At 58.2% G+C, this 16,350-nt stretch carries 11 protein-coding genes; 3 read left to right on the top strand and 8 right to left on the bottom strand.

The annotated features are described in order from the left end of the window. Positions 1-40: 40 nt before the first annotated feature. Entirely contained in the window at positions 41-3,376 is a 3,336-nt protein-coding gene (locus tag RBB75_RS04580) for a TonB-dependent receptor (protein WP_179639529.1), read from the bottom strand. A 159-nt stretch (positions 3,377-3,535) separates the two neighbouring features. Between RBB75_RS04580 and RBB75_RS04575 the strand changes: the two genes are divergently transcribed. Next, positions 3,536-5,452 (top strand): tetratricopeptide repeat protein, encoded by a 1,917-nt coding sequence (locus RBB75_RS04575; RefSeq protein ID WP_353069710.1) that lies wholly within the window; start codon positions 3,536-3,538, stop codon positions 5,450-5,452. A 199-nt stretch (positions 5,453-5,651) separates the two neighbouring features. Here RBB75_RS04575 and RBB75_RS04570 read toward each other — a convergent pair whose 3' ends face one another. From RBB75_RS04570 to RBB75_RS04540, 7 genes are all read right to left on the bottom strand, one after another. Next, complete coding sequence (locus RBB75_RS04570) at positions 5,652-8,243, bottom strand: beta-glucosidase (protein WP_353069709.1); 2,592 nt, start codon at positions 8,241-8,243, stop codon at positions 5,652-5,654. 125 nt (positions 8,244-8,368) lie between these two features. Continuing rightward, a complete protein-coding gene (locus tag RBB75_RS04565) occupies positions 8,369-9,478 on the bottom strand; it encodes a hypothetical protein (RefSeq protein ID WP_353069708.1) in 1,110 nt (369 codons plus the stop codon). A gap of 119 nt (positions 9,479-9,597) precedes the next feature. After that, positions 9,598-10,386, bottom strand: coding sequence for a tetratricopeptide repeat protein (locus RBB75_RS04560; RefSeq protein ID WP_179639526.1), 789 nt, complete (start codon positions 10,384-10,386; stop codon positions 9,598-9,600). 2 nt (positions 10,387-10,388) lie between these two features. Then, the gene (locus tag RBB75_RS04555; protein ID WP_353069707.1) at positions 10,389-11,171 is read right to left on the bottom strand and encodes a hypothetical protein; all 783 of its coding nucleotides are present in this window, start codon (positions 11,169-11,171) and stop codon (positions 10,389-10,391) included. Positions 11,172-11,244: 73 nt separating this feature from the next. Continuing rightward, positions 11,245-12,597: a sensor histidine kinase gene (locus RBB75_RS04550; RefSeq protein ID WP_353069706.1), complete on the bottom strand. Its 1,353-nt coding sequence runs from the start codon at positions 12,595-12,597 to the stop codon at positions 11,245-11,247. Then, complete coding sequence (locus tag RBB75_RS04545) at positions 12,594-13,289, bottom strand: response regulator transcription factor (RefSeq protein ID WP_353069705.1); 696 nt, start codon at positions 13,287-13,289, stop codon at positions 12,594-12,596. The genes RBB75_RS04550 and RBB75_RS04545 overlap by 4 nt, the downstream gene beginning before the upstream one ends. Before the next feature lie 119 nt (positions 13,290-13,408). Then, a complete protein-coding gene (locus tag RBB75_RS04540; protein ID WP_353069704.1) occupies positions 13,409-13,750 on the bottom strand; it encodes a hypothetical protein in 342 nt (113 codons plus the stop codon). Between the two features lie 160 nt (positions 13,751-13,910). On the opposite strand from RBB75_RS04540, the gene RBB75_RS04535 reads away from it, so the two are divergent. Next, the gene (locus RBB75_RS04535; RefSeq protein WP_353069703.1) at positions 13,911-14,978 is read left to right on the top strand and encodes an FAD:protein FMN transferase; all 1,068 of its coding nucleotides are present in this window, start codon (positions 13,911-13,913) and stop codon (positions 14,976-14,978) included. Further along, a complete protein-coding gene (locus RBB75_RS04530; protein WP_353069702.1) occupies positions 14,978-16,270 on the top strand; it encodes a Gfo/Idh/MocA family protein in 1,293 nt (430 codons plus the stop codon). The genes RBB75_RS04535 and RBB75_RS04530 overlap by 1 nt, the downstream gene beginning before the upstream one ends. Positions 16,271-16,350 lie beyond the last annotated feature (80 nt).

Genomic DNA, 16,350 nt, shown 5'->3' with positions numbered 1-16,350 from the left:
GCTGCTCGGGATGCAGGTACTGGCGAGAGGTGTGGGCGAATTAGAAGGTGAGCTTGACCGCTAATTGAATTTGCCTGGAGGTGAGAGTTGTTTGGTCGATCAGACCGGCGGAGGGAACGCCGTTTCCTGAGCCATCGTAGATTTGGAAGTGGTCGGTGGGCGCTGCGAAGTCGGCGTGGTTCATGAGGTTGAAGATCTCAGCGCGAAGCTGGAGGTTGGCGCCTTTGCCGAACCGCTCAATGGGCGTGTTCTTGTAGAGAGAGAAGTCGAAGTTGATGCTTCTGGGGCCGGTGAGCTCGTTTCTCCCAGCGTTACCCATGCGATTGACGGGGTTGGGGAAGGCAAAGCATTTGAGATTGATAAACCCGTTTGGATCTCCGGTGGTAAGACTTTTGCCGCAGCCTTTGATTCGGTCGGGAAAGTCGAAGGGGATGGCGGCGTTGGTTCCGAGGGGATCTCCGCCGATGGTGACGCTGAAGGGAGCTCCGCTGGCCGCGCTGAAGATGCCGCCGGTCTGCCAGCCGTTGATGGCCCATCCGGCGATGCCATGCCGGGCCTGGTCTCCGGGGAGGTTCCAGATTGCGTTGATGGTGAGGTTCTGGCCGACGTTGGTGTCGCAGGGGCCGCGATGGGTGGCGGGTGCGATGTAGAGGTCGACGTTGAGTGAGTTTCTGTACTGATCGGAGGCAGCCGAACCGGAGCTGGTATCGATGCAGCGGGACCAGGTGTAAGAGAGCTGACCCTGGAGGCCGTGCCAGGGAGATTGAGTGATCTGGGTCTCCAGCCCGTGGAAGGAGGAGCTGCCGTTCCAGCGTGCATCGAGGGTTTGACCGACGAGTGGATCGACGACGGTGCCGCTGCCGATGGGCGTGGGCCAGTAGAAGCTCTTTCCATCAGGAGTGGTGGGGAGGACGATGTTGGCGTCGTCGGTCTGGTACCAGTTGTGGACGCCGCGAGAGCCGACGTAGCCGACGAGCAAGGTGGTGTTCTTGGCGATGGCGCGCTGGACGTTGAGATTCCACATCATGATGTAGTTGCGCGGGGGATTGTACTGAAGGACGTAGTAGTTGCGGTTTGCGGGGTTGTTGGCGACGATCTGGTAGGCGGTGGTGGGAAAGGCTCCTGCGGGAAGGACGCCGGTGCTGGCGTCCTGGGCGAAGGGGTAGGCTGCGTCAACGCCGCTGCCCATTTCGACGATGTAAGGAAGCACGTCGTAGATGCCGAAGGCTCCGCGGATGGAGGTGTTGCCATCGTGGAAGGGATCCCAGGCGAAGCCTACCTTGGGCTGAAAGTTTTTGAAGGTTGGGTTCTTGATGTAGGGGTTGCCGAGGTAGGGGGTGTTGCCCTGCAGGATGCGGAGGTTGGAGAGCTTGCCGTTGATCTCGTAGGGGACCGAGGCGGCCTCATAACGGAGACCGAGGTTGAGGGTAAGGTTGGGATTCAGGCGGAGATCGTCCTGAACGTAGGCTCCGAAGATGGTCTGGCGCAGATTGCGCGGGGTGAGGGTGGAGGGCAGAGTGGTGATGAAAGACTGTGGCTGGTTGGTGATGAAGGCGTCAAGCGAGGGGAAGGAGAAGTTGCCGCCGGGGGCGTCGGAGCTCTCCTGATTGTCCTGAATGCGCTCGATGCTGACACCGAAGGTGATGTTGTTCTTGCCGGCGGTGTGGGAGACGTCGTCGTAGCCTTGGAAGGAGTTCCATCGAAAGAGCAGCGGGCTGGCAGCGCTGACGCCTCCGGTGAAGGTGGTGATGCCGGGGACCTGAACGATTCCTGCGCTGTCTCCGGGCTGAAAGCCGAACTGCGGGTCGGCAGCGGCCGGCTTGATGGCGGAGGCGGCGTAGGGGGAGCCGGCGTTGTCGCGGCTGAAGCCAGCGTGGAAGGTATTTACGGTGGCGGAGGAGAGGATGTGCGTTTCCAGGATCGACACTGCCTGGCGAACGGTTTTACTAAGGGTGAGGACGTTGTTGAAGGCATCCGGCTGCTGGCTCGGTGAGTTGTCGTACATGTAGACGACGGCGGCGGTGTCCTTCTGGGAGAAGGTGCGGTCGACTCTGATGGTGAAGTAGTTTTCGCTGGTGACCTGATAGGCGGGGAAGGTAAAGGTGCCGGTGTCGCCCTGGGTGGTTCCGGTGTTGGGTAAGGGGATGAAGGTGTTCAGGAAGTTGACGATGGCGGGGTCGGGGGTCACCTGCATGGTGGAGGCGCAGGGGTTGGAGCCGTCTGGCGAGGGGACGCAGAGGGTTCCGGCGCGTGCGGCTGGAGAAGGAACGGTATCGATGTAGGAGACGCCGAGGTTTTGGCGGACGCCTTCGTAGTCGCCGAAGACGAAGGTCTTTTCTTTTTGAATGGGTCCGCCGAAGGAGGCTCCGAACTGGTTGCGGCTGAAGTCCGGCTTCTGTACGGGATCGAAGTAGTTGCGGGCGTCGAGGGCAGCGTTGCGGGCGAACTCGTAGGCGCTTCCGTGGAAAGAGTTCGTTCCTGAGCGGGTGACGGCGCTGATGACTCCAGCTGCGGTACGGCCATACTGTGCGGTGGGATTGGTGGTGACGACGGTGAACTCCTGGAGTGCGTCCACTCCGATGTTGCCTCCGAGCACGCTTCCGGGGCCTGCGTTGGAGTAGTCGTTGATGTTGATTCCGTCGAGGAGGTAGCTATTCTGCTGGGGACGCCCACCGGCGATGCTGAGTTGACCGCCAAGTCCTCGCTTCATGCGGTCGGGCGCACTTACAGGAGGTTGGGTCTGAATGACGGTGACGCCGGGGGAGAGGGAGGCAAGGTCGGTCCAGGAGCGGCCATTGAGGGGGAGCTCACGCATCTCGTGGCCACTGACGGCGTTGCTAAGCTGGGAGCTGGTGACGTCGACCGAGGCAGGGCTCTCTGTGACGACGACCTCCTGGGTGATACTGCCGACCTTGAGGGAGAAGTTGATGAGGGAGGCTTCCCCGACGGTGAGGACGACTCCTTTGCGCGTTTCGCCGGCGAACCCGGGGGCGGAGACTTTGACGATGTAGTTGCCGGGGGGCAGGGCGGGGGCGTTGTAGATGCCGTCATCGTTGGCCGTGATGCTTCGACTGATCTTAGTGTCGATGTTGGTGATGACGACCAGGGCTTTGGGTATCTTGGCTCCGGTGGCGTCCTCGACAGTTCCGGAGAGGTTTGCGCGGCTGGTCTGTGCGCAGGTGGTGCCGACGGTGAGCACGAGGAGTAGAGCCAACAGGAAGAACACTCCAGAGCGCGGGGCGAGTCTGTGGGTCGCCGGTCTCTTCAGGAGGCTTGGAAGCAGTCCGTGATTCCCGGTGACATCGATGGCGGCTGGGATTTGGTTGAAGGGGCTGATCTTCACCGGATGGTTCGGGCGATGGGCTGCGTCATGCATGGCCGCTCCTCTTTTACGTCTCGACTTGCGTAGTTCGCTGTGCCTATAATCTCGGGCCTACGGAGAACTCCCGTGATGAGGTTCCAGTCACCGTAGATTGAGAGCGGAAGAAAGTCTTTTGAGAAGTGCGAAAAAAAGATAAAGGAATTATTAAGCTCGATGTCCCATACGGTCAGCCACTTATACGAATTTGGAAGCTTCAGTCTGGATCCGGTTCAGAGGCTTCTTCTACGCCAGGGCAGACCTGTTTCCGTAACTCCGAAGGCGTTCGACCTGCTTGTGCTGATGGTGGAGAACAATGGCCAGCTGCTGGTGAAAGAAAAGCTGATGGACGCTCTTTGGCCGAGAGTGTCGGTCGAGGAAGGCAATCTGGCGGTGACGGTCTCGCATTTGAGGAAGATTCTGGGCGACGATCGCGGGAAGCATATCTATATTGAGACTGTTTCGAAGCAGGGCTATCGCTTTGTGGCTCAGGTCGTGGAGGGGCAGGAGGTTCCGCTGGAATCCATCGACCTGCACCCAAAGCACGTGGAGGAAGAGCCGGCGGCTATGACTCCAATCGTGTACGCGGCTTTGCCATCGATGCTGGCCGGGTGGAAGTGGATGGCCGGCCCTGCTATTGCACTCGCTGGTCTATTGGCTATGACTGGCTGGTGGCTGGCGAGCAGGCATGTGGCTACAGCTTCGGCAAACGGCCGTCCGATCAAATCGCTGGCTGTACTGCCCTTTGCGATGATAGGGGGCGCGGGTTCCGATGAGTACCTTGGCCTGGGAACGGCTGACGCGCTGATTACGAGACTGTCCAATACAGGGAAGATCCTGGTCCGGCCGACCAGCGCGATCGAGAAGTACAGGAGCAGCTCCATCAGCGCGGAGGGTGCCGGGAAGGAGCAGCAGGTAGACGCGATCATCGATGGGAGGATTCAGCGCGAGGGGAATCGCGTGCGGATGACCGTCCAGATGGTGAGGGTAGCGGACGGAGCGCAGTTGTGGGCACAGGCGTTCGATGAGGAGTTCACGAATATCTTCAGCCTGGAGGATGAGGTCTCGGAGCGGGTCGCCCATTCCATTCGTCTGCAGTTGAACAACAAGGAAGAGAAGAGGTTTACGAAGAGGCCCACAGAGAATCAGGAGGCTTACAGCGCGTTCGTCAAGGGCAGGTACTACTGGAACAAACGGACGAACGAGGGGATGATGAAGGGGCTGGAGTACTTCCGCGAGGCGATACGGATGGATCCGAACTTCGCTGAGGCATATGAAGGAGTGGCCGACTCCTATGCCGCGCTGGGGCTATATGCGGCGATTCCCCCACAGGAGGCGTTTCCGGCGGCACGGGATGCGGCGAACAAGGCTCTCCGGATGAACGAAGATCTGGCCGACGCGCACGCGACTCTGGGGTTGATTGACTTCTATTACGACTGGAATGGCCCCGCGGCGCAGAACGAGTTTCAGCGCGCCTTCGATGTGAATCCCAACTACGCGATGGCACACTCATGGAATGCCGAAAATCTTGCGGCGATGGGGCGCTTTCCTGAGGCGCTGGTGGAGGCGCGGCGCGCGGTGGAGGAGGACCCCCTGTCGTTGAGTGTGAACAGCAACGCGGGCTGGACGTTCTGCCTGGCAGGCCACTATGAAGAGGCTATCCAGACCTTGAACAAGGCAATCGACATCGATCCAAGCTTTCCGCGTACGCACTTTCGTCTGGGCGACGTCTATGAAACAAGGGGTTTGTATGACCAGGCAATTACGGAGTTCACCCATGCCGTACAGTTGTCGGGAGGCGACGTCTATTACACTGCCGGGCTGGGGCATGCCTATGCGATGGCCGGCAGGACTCGCGAGGCACGTGAGATTCTCGTCACTCTGCTGAATAAATCGGCTCACCAATACGTCCCTGCGTTTGCGATGGCGATGATCTACGCTGGGCTGAGGGAGAATGGCCAGGCTCTGAATTGGCTGGAAAAGAGCTCTGCGGACCATTCCACATCCATGGCATACGTGAAGGTGGACCCCACGCTAAATGGGCTGCGTTCCGACCCAAGATTTGGCGAGCTCCTGCAGCGCGTGAAGTTCTAACCGACTGCGGTACGATCATCACCCACACTTCCCAAAACCCTTCGTCGTGCTTCCTTACGTTCCAGGCCTGTCATAGGTATTTCAAGCACTATAACGGCTTAACGGGCGAGCCACAGTAGTTCGGAGGTGCGCACCAAGATCCCCCCCGATGCTTCGGCTATCTGAAAGCTATCGGCCAGGCGATCCGCTTGGAGTTCCGTCAGTTCCCGCTGGTCTTCAAAGTAACCCCCGTCTTCAGCGGCAGCGATTCAACCGAATCACCTACGGAAATCGTGAATCGATTCGATCCAATCGCCCATCTCTTGGCCGCAACATCATAGTAAGAAAACGACCTCGCCTCCAATGGAATCTCGACATGCTTCGTCTCGCCGGGTGAAAGTTCTATCCGCTGGAAGCCCTTCAACTCATGCTCTGGTCGCGGCACCTTCGGGTGGTCCTCCGTCACGTAGAGCTGCGCGACTTCAGCACCTTTTCGACTACCCGTGTTCGTCACGTCGAAGCTGGCCGTGCCTCTAGCCTCATCGCCAGAGCCGTTCTGATCGAACTTCAGATTCGTAAACTTGAAGGTGGTGTACGAGAGACCGTATCCAAACGGAAACAGGGGCTTGACCTTGTTCTTCTCATAACCGCGGTATCCAACAAAGATCCCTTCCTTGTAGTCGACCCGCTTTGAGTCACCCTCGGGATAGTAGTTCGCGAAGGTTGGATTGTCCTCTGCATTGCGCTCAAAGGTGGCGGGCAGATGTCCCGACGGATTAACGTCGCCGAACAATATCTCAGCCAGCGCCTGTCCCGCCTGCTGTCCCGCGTACCATGTCTCCAACACTGCGGGCACGCGATCAATCCACTTCGCCGAATCCACATTTCCGCCCGACGTGATAGCGACGACAACCTTCGGATTTGCCGCCGTGATCTCGCGAATCAGTTCGCTCTGTCCATACGGCAACGCGAACGTCCTGTCGCCAGCTTCGCCCTCGCTTTCTTGATCGAAGCCAGCTTCCACCAGAACCACATCCGCTTTAGCGGCAAGCTGTACCGCCTGCGGATTCACCACCTTGTCTTCCGGCACGATCGCCAGCTCCACATGGCCTCCGATGGGACTCTTTTGCCACTCTTCGATGACAACCTTGTGAGGCCCTGCCGCCAGCTCGAGCGTTACGTGCGGCTGAAACGCGCGCACAATCTTCCAGTTGTCGATCACCAGCTTGTCATCGACATACACCCGATTGCCTGATCCCTCACCAGAGTCCTCCAGCGCAAAGATGTATTTCGTCGAGGTCGCGGCATTGTAAAAACCGGTGAGTCGATGCGAGACCTCAGACGGTGGCGAGTTGAACAGCATCTCGATCACCGCTTCCACGTTTGCAATCACATCCTTTATAGTGAGTCCTTCCAGCACAGCATGGCGAATAACTAGCTTTGTAGCCGGAAGGCCGGACAGGTCCAGATTTTTAAAGCTCTCAAGCGTCAGTCCTGCTTTACCGTTCTTGGCATCGGTCGTAAATTCAGTAGCGGACGCCAGATGCGACAACGTCGGAACACCGCGATCGTAAAGCACCGTCGTCCCCGAACCCACCATGTTCGAGATTCCCTCAAGCGCACTCACCATATGGAACGGCACTACTCCAGCGCTTCCTCCACCCACCGGCACGCTCGGATAAGAGTCCGGCCCTACAATCAGAATCGTCTTAACCGCCGACTTATCCAACGGCAACAAATTACCTGTGTTCTTAAGCAGCACAGCCCCCTCGCGAGCCGAATCAAGGGCAGCCTCTTTATTTTTCGCGTCGACGAAAGAGATCGACGTATCGCGTTGATCGCGATTCAGCCAGCCATAGGAAGCAGCCGTCCCGAGGATATGCCGCACCTTCTCGTCGATCGTCGCCTCGGTTACCTTGCCGGCCTGTATCGCCGGGCCCAGGTTTGCATTGTTCATAAACTTTCCGCTTGGTTCCTCTATATCGAGCCCGCCGTTCGCCGCGCCAATCGCATCGTAGGTCGCATCCCAGTCCGACATCAACACGCCTTTGAAGCCCCATTCCTTACGCAGAATGTCGATGTTGAAGTAGCTGTTCTGGGTTGCATGTTGTCCATTGATCAGGTTGTAAGAGTCCATCACCGAGCTCACATGCCCCTGCTTCACCGCCGCCTCAAAGGCTGGCAGATAGATCTCGCGCAAGGTGCGTTCATCAATCTCGGTATCTGAGTCGTGCCGCAAAAACTCACTATTGTTGCCGAGATAATGCTTGACCGTCGCGCTGACGCCCTGCTCCTGCATCCCCGTGATGTAACCAACGGCGATCTGCCCTGAAAGGAACGGATCCTCGCCGAAGTATTCAAAGTTGCGCCCATTTCGCGGCGAACGGTAGATATTCACCCCGGGCCCAAGCATGAAGTGAACACCACGTGCCCGCGCATCACGCCCAATGCCTGCCCCCACCCGCGCCGCCAGCGCAGGATCCCACGAAGCTGCCGTATTGATTCCTGCTCCATACGTCGTCGAAGGAAACCCCGAATTCGATCTCGTCCCAAAGGGGCCATCCGACATATCGAGCGCAGGAATCCCGGCCGACGGAACTGCCCGCACCCCAAACCCTGTTCCTCCGATGTAGTCCAGCTTTTGCTGAAGCGTCATCTGCTTCACCATCGCATCCACACGCTGTTGTTCCGCAGCATCCACCGGATGGGGCGCTTGGGCGAACACTGGCGCACACAAGATTGCAACAGTTGCACTCAGGGCCAACTTCGCCAGGAAAGCAGGATTGAAGGATGTGAGAAATTTCGAATACATGGAAGGGATGTCCTCGTAGTTACAAAATTGTATCTGCATCATCCCGCTCTCGTCGCTAATCGCAAAAACACACAAGCCCGTACCTACAAGGATGTCGTTATCATCCAGTGCGGAAGAGGCAGCGACTAGAAACTAATCTTCAAAATCTGGCCGTTGTTGCCTACGAACCATCCGGCCTCCGGATTCGCAAAAGCGACCGCCCAATAGCCGCTCACCTCCGACAGTTTGATCCAGGTTTGTCCTTCATCCGGACTCCAGGCAGCTGCACCGGAGCTGAAGTTCGGCTGAGTCTCTGTCGTGATCACCACACTCCGGTCGTGTTCATGGCCGAAGTCGTCTCGATGCCGCCAATCATCCTTGTGTTCAACGCCACGAACATAGGCGAGACAGAAGATCGCTCCAGGAATAGGTGGTTTGGTGGTAAGCGTCCATCTCTGGCCGCCATTATCCGAAGTTGCTGCCTGCGTAGCGCTGTCGTTGGTCAAATCGCCGCCACCGACGATGCCGTGCCAGGGATCGCGGAACGCTACCGACAAGGCGCCTGCATTGGCGTTGCTCACGAACGGAGTGTCATACGCATTCCACGCATAGCCGCCATCCCGAGTCGCCAAGATTCGCGCGATGCTTGAGCCGCCTGTGGCAATCCACGCGTTTTGCCATCCTTCTGTAGTGATGCAGGTTCCGCTGGAAGAGAACGACGCTTCGCCTGGCAACGCAGGCGGCATGTGGGCGATCGAGTGCCATGTCGTGCCATCGCTGGTGCGAATGTCGGGAAATACTCCGTTGACGGAATCGCTATGCGTGATGCCGCGATCCGGCCCCCAGAACGCGAAGCAATCATAGAAGGCGTTCGCCGTCTTATTCGTAAACTGAACAGTCCAGTGTGCGCCGGCGTCTTCCGTCTTATAGATGCGAAAATCTCCGGTGTCATTCCCGATCGACATGAGATATGCAACTCGATCGCTTACGCCTTGCACGTCGCGGAACTGCAGACCTTCGGCTCCCGGCACGACTCCGGACTTCCACGTCGAACCGCCATCGGTCGTAACCACGTAAGTACCACCCGCTCCGGCCGCCCACACTACGCGGGAGTTCACGGGACTGACCGCGATCAGCAATTGTGTCGTGCCGCTGTGCTGAGGAACGAGAGAGGGTTTATGGCCTTTCCACTCTTGTGCATACGCGCCGGTAGCGGTTGCAATCAAGAGAACGAACAACAGCACACGCTTTGACATGGACTTCCTCCTTGAATTGCCGTTCGAGTGTGGAGAAGTATAGGAACGCCGGAGGAGCCGAGTCAAATCAGGTACACGTGACTTCTGCATGTGGTAAACATCTACTGTTGAAGCGGAACTCATGGATCGCGGTACTCCCGGCGCTTGAGTTCGCGCAGTGCCTGTTCGTGGCCTTGAAGAGCTGCCTGACGAATCCAGTGACGGGAGTAGGTGTAGTCATGCTCCACGCCGTGGCCTACCGCGTAAAGGTGGCCAAGCTGAAACTGCGCCTCTGCGTTGCCCTGATCAGCAGCCTCGCGATACCACGCGGCGGCCTGAGTGTAACTGAGCGGGACGCCTTGACCCATGTAGTAGAGGTCCGCTAGCTTCTGCTGAGCTTCGGCAAAGTTCTGGGTAGCGGCAAGGCGATACCAGTAAGCAGCTTCGATATCGCTTTGTTGTACCCCCTCCCCTTTTCGATACATCAAGCCAACGTTGTACTGAGCCCAGGCGAGGTTACTGTGCGCGGCGCGTTCGCACCATGCGAAGGCTTCAGCGAAATCATCGGCTGCGTAGTAGCGAAAGCTGAGGTTGGCCTGCGCGTAAGCGTGGCCCTGCTCGGCAGCCTTGCGCTCCCAGTAGGCGGCCTGCCTGTCGTCTTGCGGCAATCCCTGACCAGCGTCGTACAACGTGCTCAGCAGATACTGCGATTCGGCGTGGCCTTGCTCGGCGGCGAGCCGAAAACCGTTTGCGGCTTCGGCGAAGTTGCCGGCGTTGTAGTCGGTGACAGCCTGCCGGTAGTTCGGGTTCGAGGCTGCGTTGGCGGCATCGCGGCGCCCGCGGGCGATGATGCTCGAACGCGTGGAATGGAGTGACAACGCGGCGCCGATAGGAATGTGCTGCAGGCCGGCTTTGGCTTTATCGTCCATCTTTATCTTCCATGCGCGCTGATCTGGCGGTCGATCAGTTCGAAGCGGCGCCGAGCGTCGGCAATCTGCTCGCGGAGGCTGGTAGCGAGTTCCGTGAGGAGGTCGCGGTGCGCCCCGGCTGTGGCTTCCGCGTCGCGGTGCAGTTGGGCGACCTCTCCGGCGAGCAGCGCATCCCGCTCGGCATCGAGCGTGGCGATATCGCGCTCGGCGTGCTGAATTTGGCGCGTGATGCGGAGAAGCTCAGCAGCGGCGCCTTCGCCGGCGATCGAGGCATTAGTCTCGCGACGATCGTCAAGCAACCGCTGCAGGGTTTCGGTATCGCCGCGACTGTACGCCTGATTAGCGCGGGCCATCAGCAGTGTGAAGTGTCTCTGCTCCACGTCATCGCGCGCGAAGTCGGGGTGGATGCGCTTGGCGACATCGCGGAAGAGGGTCTTGAGGCTGGGTGGGGGGTCGAACTCCTCGGCTTCGCGCGCATCCCCGAAGGCGGCATCATGTGTCTCCTGTGCGCGCTGGCGAACCTCCTCGGCTCGGCGACGGGCGGAGTCGGAGTCATAGAGATCGACTTCACGCTCAGCGATGCGCGCCTCCAGGTCGTCGAGTTCGGCATAGAGGATGCCGACTTGGCGGAGGTAACGGCCTTCAAAGGTCTTGAGCTGGGCTCGGATTTGGGCAAGTTCGGATTCGCGCTCGGCCAGCGTCGTGCGCACAGTGGCAAGTTGCTCCCGCTTGTCGAGGAGGGCGGCGTCATCCGGGGTTTGCTGGAGAATGATTTCGGCTGGCATGCGGCTTCCCCTGAGGGAAGTTCTAGTTTAGCGGAATCAAGCTCCCCGTTTCGCAGAGCAGCCGTGATTGTCGCTACGTCGCTTCATTGGTTCGAGACTCTGCCCATTTGTCATTGTCGGGAGCAGGGCTTCCAGTAGGAAGGTTAATTGAGACACGCAGTCCAGGCATTGCATTCTCCGCTCGAATGGTCCCACGGTGAAGTTCGACAGATCGCATCGCAATGCAAAGCCCCAACCCAAGTCCGCCCTGGCTAGCTGACCGAGCAGGGTCGACCTGAAAGAATGGATCGAAGATACGCTCGAGCAGCTCTTCAGGCACTCCCGGTCCATAGTCTCGAACTATAATCGAAGACCAGGCGTGACTCTGGTGAAGCGTCACTTCAACAGTCGCCTTCTCCGGAGAATGTCGAACAGCATTCCGCAAAACATTTCCGATCGCGCGTCGTAGATGTTCTGCTTCGCCTGAGATCATCTCCCTTGCAGAACCCGTACAGGAAACCGGGCATCCCTTCGCGGCAGCCTCCAGTTCGCAGTCGCGAACAGCCTCAAGCACAATCCCCTCCAGATCAACAGGCGAACTCCCCAGGCCATAGTGAGCGCCACCCGGCGGTCCAAGACTCAATGCGGTCAACTCCGAGACCAGAAAGCTGAGTCGATCAACATCTCGCTTCACTTCATCCATTGCAACACTTTGGTCCGGAGCCGTTCTCGCCAGCTCCGTCGAAAAGCTCAGCCTCGTCAACGGAGCCCGCAGTTCGTGAGAAACATCCTGTAATAGCTGCCGCTCTCTTCGGAAGGCAACCTCTAGCCGATCCGCCATGTCGTCATACGATTTCGCCAGAGCTCCAATCTCGTCGTGTCGCTTCGTTCCGATGCGTGCACTCATGTTGCCCATTCCGAAGCTTTCAACAACGGCAGCCATTCTGCGCAAAGGCAGCACAATATATGCCGTTGAAAATGCTCCCAAAGCGAAAACGACACCCGCGATAAGGAAATAAAAGCGGCCGAAGGATACTCCAGGACTTTCGTTCTCTTCTGTGACGAAAAACCAGTACCGGCGATCTTCGGACTGCTGCGTCAGAGTAAAGTGGCCGTTGTGCCAACCCCGCGAATTTGTCTCCGGAATGGGGGGAAGAGAACTGGAGTGGTCTTCTCCTCCATCCATGCTCCGGCCGCTCCCATCCAGCAGAAAATGCTTGCCCCCGAACTGCCTGTCCAGTCTCTGAAGATAAGCCCGCAGAGCCGGTAGCCCTCTGCCTTCGAATGCCGACCGCGCATCCTCCAACTCCATCCGATCCATCCTGTGAAACACCGGGTCGAAGTAGGCGTGCTCTGTTTGCTGCGAGATCGCAAATGCAGTGAACAGGCAGATGACAAGAACACACAGAGAGGCAAGCGCGACCGCCGTGCTCAGAGACCGTATCACCGTGGATCCTCATCGTCTGTCACCAGAACATATCCGGTGCCCCGAACAGTGCGAATTCTCGAACCCTCTGGACCAAGCTTCGTGCGGATGTGGCTGATGTGAACATCGAGGCTTCGATCAAAGTGGCTCGGTTGCCTGTCTTGAATCGCAGTAGTCAGAGAATCCCGCGTGACCACGCGACCGTTTGCCCGGCTGAGTATCAGCAGTAGTTCAAACTCAACCGCCGTAAAGTTGATACGGGCATTCTCTCGAAAGACCTCACGGCTCGTCTCCGAGATGCGCAGAGGACCAATCCTCTGCCACTGCGAGCTGGCCGCAGCAGGTTCGGATCGACGAAGAACTGCACGGATGCGAGCCAGAAGTTCCTCCGGATCGAACGGCTTGCACAGATAATCGTCCGCACCACTGTTGAGACCAGTCAAGCGGTCCGTTGCCATACTCCTGGACGTCAGCATGATGATCGGAATTGTACTGCTCCGACGCACCTGGTGAAGTACTGCGAAGCCATCGAGAACGGGAAGAGTCACGTCCAGCAAAACTAGATCGTATGCGTTTGAGATCGCTTCGGTGACACCGTCGCGGCCATTGGCGCTGCAGGTCAACCTGTAACCGGCCTTACCCAGGTACCGCCCTATCAGCCGGCAAAGCTCCACATCATCATCGATGAGCAGCAGCGAGACGTTTGTGTCCATATCGAAAGACCGAATCCCGGATCTGCCCAGCAACTTCGTTCCAGTCGCCCTAAAGGTCGTATGGAACGAAGGCAAGGGTCCGGGATCTATAAGAAGACCCGGACCCTAAACGCGTTGCGTTACTTGGTTGCGGCGTCTTTAATCATAAGGTTACCAAACTTTGTCGAAAAGCCTTGAACAAGAGTCTTGTCTCCCGACACTGTGAGGATCGCCCCGTTCGTGACAATCGCACTAGGAGTGACAGTGATTGGTATGGACACTTTCTGCCGGTTGCCAGTGATCGAAAGGTCAACCACTCCCGAACCATCTGGCCAATGAAGGGTGTAATCTCCTGCCGGCAGCGCGTTCGAGCCAACATACACGGTTTCATACAGAGTCACCGAAGCTGAATGTTGAGTTGCGGCATAGCTTCCAGTGACCAACGCAAGGACTAACGCAAAAGCACCCAAAAATCTCTTCATATTTCTCTCCTGTTGCCCCGGCACGCCCGGAAGCTGATGTGAGTTAATCACCGCGGCAGCCTTCCGAAACCTAAGAAGTCTTAAGCCGCAAACCTCCGACAGCCTCTAACCTCTAAGTGGCGGGTGCATATAAGATTTTTTTGAGGATCGAGGAGAGGAGATGAGAGCTTTTCAACAGTGGTCGCTGATTGCCGAGATAGCACTCCTGTTTGGAGCAGCGTCGGTCGTGGCACAGCCGACCACATCCCCTGAGGCGCTCTATACCGAGTCCCGTCCCGCGATGGGTACGGTCTTCACCATCAAATGCTACATGCCCGATCGTGAGAGTGCAGACGAGGTCATGGACGCAGCCTTCGAGGAGATCAATCGGTTGGAAGCGTTGCTGAGCAACTACCAACCATCGAGTGAGCTGTCGCGGATCAGTCGCGAGTCGGGTAACGGACCCGTGGTCACCGACCCTGAGACATTCGGCTTCCTTGCCAAATCGTTCGATTGGAGCGATCGATCCCACGGAGCATTCGACATCACCGTAGGTCCCCTGCTTCGTGCCTGGGGTTTCAAGGCGCGGAACGGACATGTACCGGCGCAAGCAGAGCAGAAGCTTCTCCGCGACCAGGTCGGATGGGACAAGGTGAAACTTGATCCGGCAACGGATTCCGTTCGATTTACCACCCACAATCCAATGGAGCTGGACCCGGGAAGCATCGGCAAGGGTTTTGCGGTAGACAGCGTGGTGGCCCTGCTGCGCGAGAGCGGCGTCCACGCGGCATTCCTCTCAGCTGGCGGCAGCACGTTGTACGGCCTTGGCGCTCCGCCGGGTAAGGCCGGGTGGCCAGTCGAAGTTCCAGATCCCCGAACCGCAGGGAGCATCGCGGCTACGTTTTTCCTGCACGATACGTCTCTTTCCACTGGTGCATGCACGGAAAAATTCTTCATCCAGAACGGACATCGCTACTGTCACATCTTCGATCCCCGCACTCTGATGCCAGTGGAAGGTGTTCTTCAGTCCACCGTCATTGCACCGAGTGCGACCGACAGCGATGCGCTTTCGACCGTTGTCTTCGTGCTCCCGCCTGCGCAGACTCGAGAGGTGTTGCGCGGACTGCAGGGTACACAGGCTATCCTGTTCTTATCGGCGCCCGGTGCGCCCACCTGCATCGTCTTCGGAGCACCGGACTCCGCCTGCGATGCTCATATGCCCGCAACCAGAAAAGGAGTTCGTCCCTGATGGATCATCGGATGGATCGTCGCACGTTTACCCAGAGTCTTTCAGCTCTTGCCCTGGCTTCCTCCGCTTCGCTCAGCAGCTCTGCCCTGCAGGTTGCAGCCAGCGTAGTTGCCCCACAGGGTTCCCCTGACGACACGCGAGCGGAGCGACAGACTGCACGAACGACGGTAAAGACGCCCCTGCGATTGGGTCTCATTGGCGCTGGCAGCCGCGGACAAGAGCTGATGCGGAGCTTTCTGCGTGTCCCAGGCGTCAAGGTCACCGCAGCCGCTGACGTGTATCCATTGCGATTTGAGCAACTCAACAGAGTATGCGGATATGAGGTAGCAAAGCACGCCGAGTACAGCGCGCTTCTCGATCGAAAGGACCTCGATGCAATCGTTGTAGCCACGCCCCTTGGCTTACATGCGGAGCACGTGTTGGCAGCGCTAAAGAGCCGTCGGCCGGTCTACGGGGAAAAGACGATGGCCTACACCATCGAACAGGCGCGACAGATTGTGACGGATGTGACTGCCGGAAAGCAGATATTTCAAGTAGGTCACCAGTACCGTTACTCTCCCTGGATTCGCGCCGCCATGACGCGGGTTCAGGCAGGCGAGATCGGCGACGTCACTCACGTTTTGGCTTACTGGAATCGGAACAGCAGTTGGCGGAGACCCGTGCCCGATCCATCGTTGGAGCGGCTGATCAATTGGAGACTCTATCACCAGTGGTCACTCGGGCTGATCGCCGAACTAGGGTCGCATCACATGGATATCGCCAACTGGGCCATGGGCTCCTACCCGGTAGCAGCGCAAGCCTCAGGCTCGATCTGCTGCTACCACGATGGACGTGAGACAGACGATAACGTCCAGGTCATCCTGAGCTATCCAGCTGGCAGACGGATGGTCTTCACCTCGATGACCGATAATGCGAAGATGGGCGATCAGCTCTGGCTCTATGGAACCAAAGGCTCGCTGAACCTGACGCTGCAGGACGCAACCTTCTTCTACGAGCCACGAAAAGTAGAGGTAGACAAGGTTGTAAAAACCGGCGAAGGCCATGAGCCGGCAGTCACAAGTGCCTCGTACAACCCGGCGAACGAGATGCCCTACCGCGGACCTGGAAGCCCTGTTCAGGTTAAAGACGGAGAAGATCCAACGACAGCAGCCACGCGGGCGTTCGTGCACTGTGTCCGAACAGGGGACAGGCCCATCGCAGACGAACATGTTGGCTTGGGCTCCGCATTGGCCGTTGTGTCAGCAAATGAGGCACGTGTCGCCAAGCGAGAGGTTGAGATTGCTATCGTCTAAACACTCGCTGCCGCGCGTCGAACCTTTGTTCTTCGCAACGGATCATGGATACCCAGAAGTGACGCGAGTGAAGCGGTTCA

It is taken from the genome of Tunturibacter empetritectus, from assembly GCF_040358985.1.
GTDB classification, from domain to species: Bacteria; Acidobacteriota; Terriglobia; order Terriglobales; family Acidobacteriaceae; genus Edaphobacter; species Edaphobacter empetritectus.
This window is presented reverse-complemented; position numbering and strand designations above follow the sequence as displayed.

Coding starts and splice junctions, on each gene's coding strand:
- RBB75_RS04575 (WP_353069710.1), top strand. CDS start 3,536: ATGTCCCATACGGTCAGCCACTTATACGAATTTGGAAGCTTCAGTCTG.
- RBB75_RS04545 (WP_353069705.1), bottom strand. CDS start 13,289: ATGGACACAAACGTCTCGCTGCTGCTCATCGATGATGATGTGGAGCTT.
- RBB75_RS04540 (WP_353069704.1), bottom strand. CDS start 13,750: ATGAAGAGATTTTTGGGTGCTTTTGCGTTAGTCCTTGCGTTGGTCACT.
- RBB75_RS04580 (WP_179639529.1), bottom strand. CDS start 3,376: ATGCATGACGCAGCCCATCGCCCGAACCATCCGGTGAAGATCAGCCCC.
- RBB75_RS04555 (WP_353069707.1), bottom strand. CDS start 11,171: ATGCCAGCCGAAATCATTCTCCAGCAAACCCCGGATGACGCCGCCCTC.
- RBB75_RS04565 (WP_353069708.1), bottom strand. CDS start 9,478: ATGTCAAAGCGTGTGCTGTTGTTCGTTCTCTTGATTGCAACCGCTACC.
- RBB75_RS04560 (WP_179639526.1), bottom strand. CDS start 10,386: ATGGACGATAAAGCCAAAGCCGGCCTGCAGCACATTCCTATCGGCGCC.
- RBB75_RS04535 (WP_353069703.1), top strand. CDS start 13,911: ATGAGAGCTTTTCAACAGTGGTCGCTGATTGCCGAGATAGCACTCCTG.
- RBB75_RS04570 (WP_353069709.1), bottom strand. CDS start 8,243: ATGTATTCGAAATTTCTCACATCCTTCAATCCTGCTTTCCTGGCGAAG.
- RBB75_RS04530 (WP_353069702.1), top strand. CDS start 14,978: ATGGATCATCGGATGGATCGTCGCACGTTTACCCAGAGTCTTTCAGCT.